We start from the raw sequence: 10,110 nt of genomic DNA, 5'->3' as shown, positions 1-10,110 counted from the left end.
TCATGGAAGATATAAAATGGCTGGGATTTCACTGGGAAAACGTCTATTATGCATCTGATTATTTCGGGCAATTGTGGGATTTTGCCGTACAGCTTATCAAAGAGGGCAAGGCCTATGTGGATGAGCAGTCGGCTGAAGAGATTGCAAGACAGAAAGGGACACCCACCGTACTGGGAACTCATAGCCCTTATCGTGACCGGCCTGTCGGGGAATCGCTGGAACTGTTTGAAAAAATGAATAGCGGAGAAATCCCCGAAGGAAAGATGGTATTACGCGCCAAAATAGACATGGCCTCGTCGAACATGCATTTCCGTGATCCTATTATCTATCGTGTGATCCATATTCCCCACCATCGTACCGGCACAAAATGGAAGGCCTATCCGATGTACGATTTTGCACACGGGCAGTCCGACTACTTCGAAGGGGTGACCCACTCGCTCTGTACGCTGGAATTCGAGGTGCATCGTCCGCTGTACGACTGGTTTCTCGATCAACTGGCCGACAACGGTTACCGTCCGCGGCAGACTGAGTTCAACCGTTTGAACCTCACCTATACCGTAATGAGCAAGCGCAAGCTGCTGCAATTAGTGCAGGAGAACTTGGTTTCGGGGTGGGATGATCCGCGTATGCCGACACTGACCGGTATGCGCCGCAGGGGATACACCCGGGAAGCGATCCGCAGTTTCGTAGACAAAATAGGCTATACAAAATATGACGCAATCAACGACGTGTCGCTGCTGGAGCATGCTGTGCGTGAAGATCTAAATACCCGCGCGATACGTGTTTCTGGCGTGATCGATCCCGTGAAGCTGATCCTTACCAACTATCCCGAAGGGAAGGTGGAGGAGATGGAAGCGGTCAATAATCCCGAGGATGAAAGTATGGGCAGCCGAAAGGTGAAATTCAGCCGCGAACTCTGGATAGAGCGCGACGATTTTATGGAAGAGGCTCCCAAAAAATATTTCCGTCTGACGCCGGGTAACGAGGTGCGGCTGAAAAACGGCTATATCGTGAAGTGTACCGGTTGCAGGAAGGATGAGGAGGGGAATGTCACGGAAGTGTATGCCGAATATGATCCACAGACGAAAAGCGGTATGCCCGATTCGAACCGGAAGGTGAAGGGGACTATCCACTGGGTATCCGTCCCCTACAGCCTGGATGCCGAAGTGAGGCTCTACGACCGCCTCTTTATGGTGGAAGATCCGGCAGGAGAAAAGGAGAAAGATTTCAGGGAGTTGCTGAATCCCGGTTCGCTCATCGTGAAGAAAGGATGTAAGGTGGAGGAATACCTGAAAGAGGCAAAACCGCTGGATAACTTTCAGTTTCAACGGATCGGTTATTTCAATGCAGATACCGATTCCACGGAAAGTGCCTTGGTATTTAACCGTACGGTAGCACTCAAGGATTCCTGGAAAAAGAACGACTGACTTTAGTGAATTATTTGGGAATAAGATTCAAAACAACTAAGTTTATTTGAATATACCAGGACGACCATGGTCTGATGGGATCGAATAGCTGAAGGTGAGTGTAGATGGAAGAGAATGGACTGGACATTAATTTATTGATTGAAAAGTACGAGCATATGCGTGCACTCGGCAGGAAAATATATTTCGATGCCGACGAGTTCGCTATGCTGGCTGAGTATTACAGCGCAGAAGGCAATAACGACGAAGCAGAGGAGCTCATCAATGAAGGGCTTAAAATACATCCCGGCAGCCCCGACTTGATGCTGTTGAAAGCGAAAATGCTTGTCTATTCGGAGATGTACGAAGATGCGCTCGATTATATGGAATGGATCTCGGACGATGGCGGAGTGGATCTGTCGCTGCTGAAAATAGAATCGCTGCTGCACCTGGGAAAACATGCCGAGGTGGACCGCCTCATCAACAGTACGCTAAAACAGGAGCTACCCATAGACGATCTTTATTTTTTCATTACCGAATTGGGGTTTATGTTCAATGATGTGGACCTGTTCGACCGTGCCATCTCTTTTCTGGAAGAAAGTACGAAGATCAATGATTCGAACAGCGATGTCATTGTCGACCTTGCCTACGCTTATGAGATGAAGGGAGAGCTGGATAAAGCCATAGAATACAACAACCGGCTGCTCGATATCGATCCTTATTCATATGACGGATGGGTGAATATAGGGAAACTCTATTCCATGAACGAACAGCATGATAAGGCGGTAGATGCGTTTGATTTTGCGCTTACTATTAATGAGGATGATGTCACTGTTCTGAAGATGAAAGCCCTTTCGTTATATCTGAATGATAATCTGGGGGAAGCCATTGTTCTCTTTGAAGAGTGCCTGCTGAAATCGCCCGATGACGAATCGGTATATGATTCCCTTTTGGAGGCCTATGCGGCTATGGAACAATATGATAAGATGATGAAACTTATCGACAAAAGGGAAGAATTACTGGGAAGCGAAGGCATTATGGCCAGACGCGCGTTTGTCTATATCAATAAAGATGACTATGAGCATGCGAAAGAGCTCTTTGACCAGATCCCTGAGTCTGAAAAAGAGACATTCGAGTATTTTATGCTGGAGGGTGAACTGGCTTCTCATGACGGGGATTTTGGCGGTGCCGAGACGGCGTATATGAAAGCGGCGCTTGTGTCAGAAGGCAATGAGGATGTACTCGACAGATTGGCGAATATCAGTGTGGTGCAGGAAAAGTATGAACAGGCTGCCGGGTATCTGAAAGAGTTACTGGAGATTGCGCCCGATTTTCCGACCGCAAAATCGAGACTTGCCTTTATCCGTTTCGAGATCGGCTCCAAAGAACCGTTCGATGAGATCATGGAGCAGTTTTCGGATAAGGAACTGATAGATCTGCTCAATCTGATTACCGGTAACGAGAACAGCGATTTTTCCGATTACAACCGCGCGAAAATATTAACGCGGCTGAACGAAGCACGCGAGAACAGGGTACTGTTCAAGAATATAAAATACTGACCATTTTATTTCGATCATATTTAATTTCCAAATCTTGTGGTTAATACCATCTCTATGGGTGCAGATGACCAAGACGGACCCGTTAATACCGTGATTGAAGGATACCGGCTACAGAATAGATTGACAGGGAAATAGGTTTTAAAAAATAGAATTGATATAAAACAGGCTGAAAAAATGACATTTTCAAATAATATTTGGTCTGTTGTTTAAATTATTTTATTTTTGCAGCTTCAATCGGAAAAAGATGACAACTGTTACGGAAAAAATAAAAATGGTATGCGCCGGTAAAAATATATCGGCCGAAGATCTGGCTGCAGGAGCCGGGTTAACACTGGATCAGGTAAATAGGATCCTGGAAGATGAAAGAATTCCATCCCTTGCGTCGATAATTAAGATTGCGCGTGCACTGGGAGTGCGCCCAGGTACTTTTCTCGACGACAGTGAAGAGTTAGGACCGGTTGTTACCCGGCATACCCATTCATCCCCAACGGTCACCTTTACCAGCCACCTGACCGACAATCACTCACACATGGATTTTGCTTCGCTGGCAGCGAAAAAAGCCGGGCGGAGCATGGAGCCGTTTCTCATTGATATCAAGCCTGTAGCCGGAAACGAAAGTTACTCGTCGCACGAAGGCGAAGAGTTTCTCTTCGTGTTGGAGGGCGACATCGTAGTGCACTATGGAAAAGAGAGGTATGAGTTACACAAGGGTGACAGCATTTATTACGACTCCATCGTGGATCACCGGGTGACGGCCGGGGATAATGCCACGGCAAAGATACTGGGTATCGTATATGCTCCTGCATGAACTCCGCGGTAACGCGGAAAAATCCGTTATTAGCAATGATCAATCAATCCGTTATTCAACTTTCCGACAGAACGCTGGGAGACTGGCTGGAATACTGGGCCAAAGAAACACCGGATAAAGAATATATTGTTTACTCCGACCGTAACCTGCGTTTTAGCTGGGATACCTTCAATAAAAGGGTCGATAACATGGCAAAAGGGTTGATCTCCATCGGGGTGACCCGGGGCAGCAACGTAGGTATCTGGGCCCAAAACGTGCCGGACTGGCTCACCTTTCTCTACGCGGCCGCGAAGATCGGCGCCGTGGCTGTGACGGTGAACACCAGCTATCGTACCGAAGAACTGGCTTACCTCATGAAAGATTCGGACATGCACACATTGTGCATGACCGACGGCGTTCCGGGAAGCAATTATACCGATATTATTTACGACCTGGTCCCCGAACTGAGGAGCATCCAACGTGGTAAATTGAAATCTGATCGCTTTCCCGAACTCAGGAACGTGGTGTACATAGGACAGGAGAAATACCGCGGGATGTATAACACGGCCGAATTGCTACTGCTTGGGAATAATGTTCCCGACCGCGAATTCACACGATTGCGTTCACTTTCCCGATGCCATGACGTGGTGAACATGCAGTACACGTCGGGTACCACGGGGTTTCCCAAGGGAGTGATGCTTACCCACCACAATATTGCCAATAACGGATATCTGACCGGGGTGCATATGAAATTCACGTCTGGCGACAAGTGCTGCGTCTGCGTGCCCCTGTTTCATTGCTTTGGGGTGGTGCTGGCCACCATGTGCTGCCTGACGCATGGCAGCACGCAGGTGATGGTGGAGCGGTTCCACCCGCTGGTCACGCTTGCTTCCGTCCATAAGGAACGATGCACCGTATTGCATGGGGTTCCCACCATGTTTATCGCCCAGCTCAACCATCCCATGTTCGACCTGTTTGACGTGAGTTCGCTGCGCACGGGGATCATGGCCGGTTCCCTCTGCCCCGAAGAGCTGATGAAACAAGTGAACGAAAAGATGTTTATGGACCTGACCAGCGTGTATGGATTGACGGAGACCTCCCCGGGCATGACACAGAGTCGTGTGGATGATCCCTTTGACGTGCGGTGCACGACCGTGGGGCATGATTATGAGTTTACCGAAGTGAAGGTGATCGATCCCGAAACAGGAAATGAGTGCCCTGTGGGTATGCAGGGAGAGATGTGCTGCCGCGGGTATAACGTGATGAAAGGGTATTACAAAAATCCGGAAGCAACGGCTCAGGTTATCGACAAGAAGGGGTTCCTGCATTCGGGTGATCTGGGGGTAAAGGACGAGAACGGAAACTATCGCATTACCGGGCGTATCAAAGATATGATCATCAGGGGAGGGGAGAATATATCTCCCAAAGAGGTAGAGGATTATCTCTACCGGATGCCGGGGGTGAAGGATGTACAAGTGGTGGCCGTGGCGTCGGGTCGGTATGGGGAGGACGTGGGCGCCTTCATCATCCCCAAGGAAGGGCACCGGTTAGAGACCGAAGACGTGCGGGATTTTTGTAAAGGGAAAATTGCCAAGTATAAGATACCCCGCTATGTCTTTTTCGTGGACGAGTACCCGATGACCGGCAGCGGCAAGATACAGAAATTCCGCCTTAGGGAAATGATCCTCGCGCTATGTGAGAAAAACGGCATTGAGATCCTGTAGATCATACTGATTGAATATACCGCCAGCCGCCATACCGGGGCTGTAAAAAAATAAGGGAGCCTTGAAAAAGACACCCTTTCTTTGGTGGAGATTACCGGACTCGAACCGGTCACCTCAACACTGCCAGTGTTGCGCTCTAGCCAGATGAGCTAAACCCCCGTGATATAATCCCTCCGGATTTTTGTGGTGCAAAGATAGGGAATTTGTTTATATTTGCAATCGGAATAGTTCAGAAAATTAAAAAATCACGATATATGATTGTTTTTAACACTACTTTCCATGTGGAAGAAGAGATCCATGAAGAATTTATCGAATATATGCTGCAGCGTTTTATCCCTATGTCCATACAAAGCGGCCTTCTCTCATCACCCCGTTTGTCACGCATATTTGGGAAAGAGGAAGAAGAAGGACTTTCTTTTGCTATGGAATTCCTGGTCTCCGACCTGGCGGCGCTGGAGCGGTGGAATAGCGAGGAGAGCGGAGCCATTTATGCTCCTTTGCTGGAGAGATTCAAAGAAAAAATGGCTGGGTTTTCCACTGTGATGCAAACCATTGGTCGATGATACGGAAAGAACGGATTATTATGGGGATCGATCCCGGTACGCAGGTGATGGGGTACGGTATTCTCCGTGTGCTCGGTAACAAGCCCTTCATGGAAGCGATGGGGGTAATGCAGCTGGGCAAATATGACGATCATTACCTGAAGCTGGCAAAAATATATGCACGGGTCATAGGCCTTATCGAGGAGTATCTTCCGGATGAACTGGCTATTGAATCTCCTTTCTTTGGCAAGAACGTGCAGAGTATGCTTAAACTGGGGCGTGCACAGGGGGTAGCTATGGCCGCCGCTATATCGCGGGATATTCCTATTTTTGAGTATGCACCGCTTAAAATAAAGATGGCCATTACCGGAAACGGGAGGGCCGCCAAAGAGCAGGTGGCCTACATGTTGCAGAAGCTACTCCATATCCCCGAAGAGAATATGCTTCCGCAACTGGATGCGTCCGACGGTCTTGCAGCGGCACTATGTCATTTCTATCAATCGAATATCACTACCGGTGAAAAAAAATATAAAAGCTGGAAAGATTATGCGGGTCACAACCCGGAAAAGGTGAAAAAATAATCGTTTTTTGTGACGAATTTCGTATAAAGTTCTTTATCTTTGCCTTATGGATCACTTTACTTCCCATATTGAACTTTTGCTGCATGATCACAATTGTGTGATCATTCCCGATTTTGGTGGTTTTGTGATAAATACTATTTCCTCACGTAAGGATGGGATATCGACATTCCACGCTCCTTCGTGTGAACTGGTATTTAACCGTGACCTCGTCCATAATGACGGATTGCTGGCGCAGTCTTATATGAAGAACGGAGGCATGACGTTTGAATCGGCCATGCAAAAGATCGCGCAGGATGTGCGGGAACTGAAACGGCAACTGTATGAACAACGTCGTATGGATATGGGGAAGTTAGGCTCTTTTGTCATGCATGATGATAAACGTTTTGTGTACACCCCGGGATCATTTGTCCGGCCCGCTTTTTTCGGACTTACCCAGGCTACCCTGAAACCCCTGATACAGATGCAGCCCGCCGTGGCGGTCGGAAAAAATCAAAGCAGACAAAAATGGAGCCGTGGTGCGGGTATAAGTGTCGCCGCCGTGGCTGTTGTAGCCGTGCTGATGTTTATCCTTCCGGTGAGTGATGCCACTATTGGCCGGCAGTCTGCCCGGATGATCTCTGAAACCGGCTGGTTTCGCCCCAGGATGTCACAACCTGTAAGTAGCGCTGTCATAGAAGGCGAAACGATAACTGACACCGAGAGGGTGGGAAAGCAATCCACTCCCGTAAGCGGAATAGCTGCACCGGCAGTTGACGTCTCCGAACTGAAGGTAACGGGCAATTTATCCAGATACTACATAGTAATGGGTGTTTATAAAGGTATGGAGTCGGCCCAAAAAACCACGCAACTGCTGATTGACGAGGGTTTTCATCAGACAGGATGGCTGCAACGTCCCGATCGTATTGATGTATATGCCGCTTCATTTACCGATAAAAATGCGGCGGAAGTCTATTTGAGAGAAGTTCATAAGAAATTCCCCACGCATACCGATGCATGGATTCTAAAACGATAACTGGCTATGTCTTTGAAAAAAAATATTATCACAGGATTTCTTCTCTATTGGGTATATCAACTCTACAAATACAGAAGGAAGTTAGTATCGCCTTTTGACAGATTTCGTTTTCCGGATTTTTGAGTTTTAACTCCTGCCGGAACCCTCTCCCCTGGGACCTCTCCTCTGCATATCACTGCGTGATGCCCCTCCTTTGAATACGTTGAAACGGTATACGAAGTGAACGATGAAATAGTTGGTGAGTGTATTGGTAGTGGTGTCGCGAATGAAATTTGATGAAACATTTCTGCGGATGTTACTTCGTTGCTGCAGGATATCGTATACTTTCAGCCTGACAATACCGTTTTTCTGTTTTAATATCTGTTTTTCCAATGATGCATTCCATAAAATTTCATTCTGTTTGAACCCGTCTGCATAACCTGAGTTGGTAGAATAGCGTATATCACTCTGGATATTCAGGTCGAACGGCAGATAAATGGTTGTATTCGCAGAGGTACCGTAATTGAAGAATTCCCTGTCCTGCTGTCCTTCGAGGCTGTTCTTTACCTTGTTATAGGAGATATTTCCCCGTACTGAAAAGTTAAATCGATTGGATTTGTAATTAAAACTCAGATTTTCAGAAAGATTGGTCTGTTTGCTGATATTTTCTTCGTAGTTGGAAAAACCGTGGCTCCTGCTGTAGCTTGTCGAGGTAGTACTTGAAACCGTAAATCTTTTACTGATGATGGGTTGTGTAGTCGTAAATCGCATACTGGCATCCCAATTGCCATTCACATTCATATAGGTATTTTCTTTTTTTCCTGTCTCCTGATCGGTAAAACGGGATGTGACGATGGCGTTAGTCGTATAGTTGAAATTGCTGTTCAGCATGTAAAAGCGGTTATTCTCCGGTTGGGAATTTTGATACCTCAGATCGAGACGGTGATGGAATGATGGCTTAAGATCCGGGTTCCCATAAGTGATATTCAGCGGGTTGGTGATATCTGTCACCGGTGATATCTGATTTACAGAAGGCTGGTCGGTACTTCCGTTGTAGGTAAACCGCAGATTTTTCTGCCTTGTCCACATATAATTGAATTGCGCATTGGGTGAATAATTCGTCACTTTCTGTGTGAGGTCGTTGATCAATGAATCGCCTACAAAAGTCTTCCTTTTGGAGGTAGAGGGGTATATATTGAAGCCGACAGAGTAGTTGTATTTTTCTCTTCTTGAACGGAAAGTGAGGCTGATATCCTGATCGATGGAGCTGTTCTTCAGTATCTTGCTGTATTGTTTGTCGTAAATCGTGTAATTGCCCTCCTCGTCTTGTGTGCGGGTATCTCTGTCCGAGCCGGATGAATTTTGACGGTAGCTGTATGAGAACTGAAGGAATTTTTGCTCTCCTATCGGTTCCACATAGGAGAGGGAAGAGCGCCAGTTTGTTCCGCTGTTTTTATTGGTGATACGTTGGTCGATCAGGTCATCGGGACGCGTTCCATTGTAATAGGTGTTGGAAAGGTTCGTCGCCCTGCTTTCAGAATCGCTCGTACCGGCATCCAGTCCGAGACTGATGCTCCGCCCCTGTTTTCCCAAACGGCGGTTAAGATGGATATTCCCTCCGAAGTTATTTCCGTTGCCGTGTGATGCATATCCGGAATTACCGAAATTGACGGTATCGCTATTTTCCCGGGTAGTAGCAAAGTCACTCTCTTCTTCTCTTTCATTCTTATAAAACGAAGCGTTGGGACGAAAAACGAGCGATGTGAGCGAATCGGGTTTCCACTCAATCCGCAGATCGAAATTTACATTATCGCTAAAGCTGTTAGAGCGGTCGTTCTCCGTTTCATAAGTATCGCCTTTGCTCAGAAAGTTTTGTGTATAGATTTTGGAGGCGGATTCCGTATGGCTTCTGCCATACCGTGCATTGCCGCCTATCTCCAGTTTTTTGGAAAACTCCTTATTGAAATTGAATCCAGTATTTCCCGAGGTGGTGATTCCGTTACTTCCGCCACCGCCGCCGCCCCTGCCTCCTCTGGAACCTTGATCTCCGCCGGTTCCCCCGAGCATAGCCGGGGCCAGATCGGAAAAACCGGCATTGTTGGTGTTATTGATGCCGCCTATGAAAGTCATCTGATCCCTGTTCCTCATATAGTTGACCATTGCGTTTGCTTCGTATCGCTCTTTATTACCGTAACCCGCGAAAGCATTGCCGAAAACTCCCTGTCTCATATCAGGCTTAACGGTGAGGTTGATTACCATCTCTTCCACTTCGTCGTCAAATCCGGTCATTTTTTCCATTTCCGATTTATTATCCAGCACCTGTAACTTATCAACCATCTTGGCAGGCAGATTTTTGGACGCAATTTTAGGATCGTTGCTAAAGAATTCTTTGCCATCCACCAGTATTTTTTTTATCTCTTTTCCGTTCACTTTGATGGTACCGTCCACGTCGATCTCTACACCGGTCATTTCTTTGAGAAGGTCTTCCACTACCGCCATTTCGGTTACTTTGTAAGAACCGGC

8 protein-coding genes and 1 tRNA gene are annotated in these 10,110 nt (G+C 47.1%); 7 read left to right on the top strand and 2 right to left on the bottom strand.

Annotated elements, in window-relative coordinates:
* The 4 genes from glnS to Q0502_RS03795 form a co-directional block, all read left to right on the top strand.
* The coding region (glnS, locus tag Q0502_RS03810; protein ID WP_298647318.1) for a glutamine--tRNA ligase at positions 1-1,427 on the top strand (1,427 nt) is incomplete at its 5' end.
* Positions 1,428-1,531: 104 nt separating this feature from the next.
* Entirely contained in the window at positions 1,532-2,962 is a 1,431-nt protein-coding gene (locus Q0502_RS03805) for a tetratricopeptide repeat protein (protein WP_298647316.1), read from the top strand.
* A 244-nt stretch (positions 2,963-3,206) separates the two neighbouring features.
* Positions 3,207-3,770, top strand: coding sequence for a cupin domain-containing protein (locus Q0502_RS03800; RefSeq protein WP_298647314.1), 564 nt, complete (start codon positions 3,207-3,209; stop codon positions 3,768-3,770).
* A gap of 35 nt (positions 3,771-3,805) precedes the next feature.
* On the top strand, positions 3,806-5,473 hold the full coding sequence (locus Q0502_RS03795) for an AMP-binding protein (protein ID WP_298647312.1): 1,668 nt from the start codon (positions 3,806-3,808) through the stop codon (positions 5,471-5,473).
* An 82-nt stretch (positions 5,474-5,555) separates the two neighbouring features.
* Here the strand turns inward: Q0502_RS03795 and Q0502_RS03790 are convergent.
* Positions 5,556-5,632: transfer RNA gene (locus Q0502_RS03790), tRNA-Ala, on the bottom strand.
* A 95-nt stretch (positions 5,633-5,727) separates the two neighbouring features.
* Here Q0502_RS03790 and Q0502_RS03785 point away from each other — a divergent pair.
* The 3 genes from Q0502_RS03785 to Q0502_RS03775 are packed head-to-tail and all read left to right on the top strand — an operon-like array spanning position 5,728 to position 7,608.
* Complete coding sequence (locus Q0502_RS03785; RefSeq protein WP_298647311.1) at positions 5,728-6,036, top strand: DUF4286 family protein; 309 nt, start codon at positions 5,728-5,730, stop codon at positions 6,034-6,036.
* Entirely contained in the window at positions 6,033-6,596 is a 564-nt protein-coding gene (gene ruvC, locus Q0502_RS03780) for a crossover junction endodeoxyribonuclease RuvC (RefSeq protein WP_298647310.1), read from the top strand. Before Q0502_RS03785 ends, ruvC begins: the two co-directional genes overlap by 4 nt.
* 46 nt (positions 6,597-6,642) lie before the next feature.
* Positions 6,643-7,608 (top strand): hypothetical protein, encoded by a 966-nt coding sequence (locus tag Q0502_RS03775; protein WP_298647309.1) that lies wholly within the window; start codon positions 6,643-6,645, stop codon positions 7,606-7,608.
* 126 nt (positions 7,609-7,734) lie between these two features.
* On the opposite strand, the gene Q0502_RS03770 is transcribed toward Q0502_RS03775, so the two are convergent.
* Positions 7,735-10,110: outer membrane beta-barrel protein (locus tag Q0502_RS03770; protein ID WP_298647307.1), on the bottom strand; the 2,376-nt coding region annotated here is incomplete at its 5' end.

The organism is uncultured Proteiniphilum sp. (assembly GCF_937873925.1).
In the GTDB taxonomy this organism is placed as follows: Bacteria; Bacteroidota; Bacteroidia; order Bacteroidales; family Dysgonomonadaceae; genus Proteiniphilum.
The sequence above is the reverse complement of the archived record's forward strand: the minus strand, read 5'-3'. Positions and strand labels throughout refer to the sequence as shown.

What these genes read in the sequence shown, in the direction of transcription:
- Q0502_RS03805 (WP_298647316.1), top strand. Translation starts at nt 1,532, where the DNA reads ATGGAAGAGAATGGACTGGACATTAATTTATTGATTGAAAAGTACGAG.
- Q0502_RS03800 (WP_298647314.1), top strand. Translation starts at nt 3,207, where the DNA reads ATGACAACTGTTACGGAAAAAATAAAAATGGTATGCGCCGGTAAAAAT.
- Q0502_RS03795 (WP_298647312.1), top strand. Translation starts at nt 3,806, where the DNA reads ATGATCAATCAATCCGTTATTCAACTTTCCGACAGAACGCTGGGAGAC.
- Q0502_RS03785 (WP_298647311.1), top strand. Translation starts at nt 5,728, where the DNA reads ATGATTGTTTTTAACACTACTTTCCATGTGGAAGAAGAGATCCATGAA.
- ruvC (WP_298647310.1), top strand. Translation starts at nt 6,033, where the DNA reads ATGATACGGAAAGAACGGATTATTATGGGGATCGATCCCGGTACGCAG.
- Q0502_RS03775 (WP_298647309.1), top strand. Translation starts at nt 6,643, where the DNA reads ATGGATCACTTTACTTCCCATATTGAACTTTTGCTGCATGATCACAAT.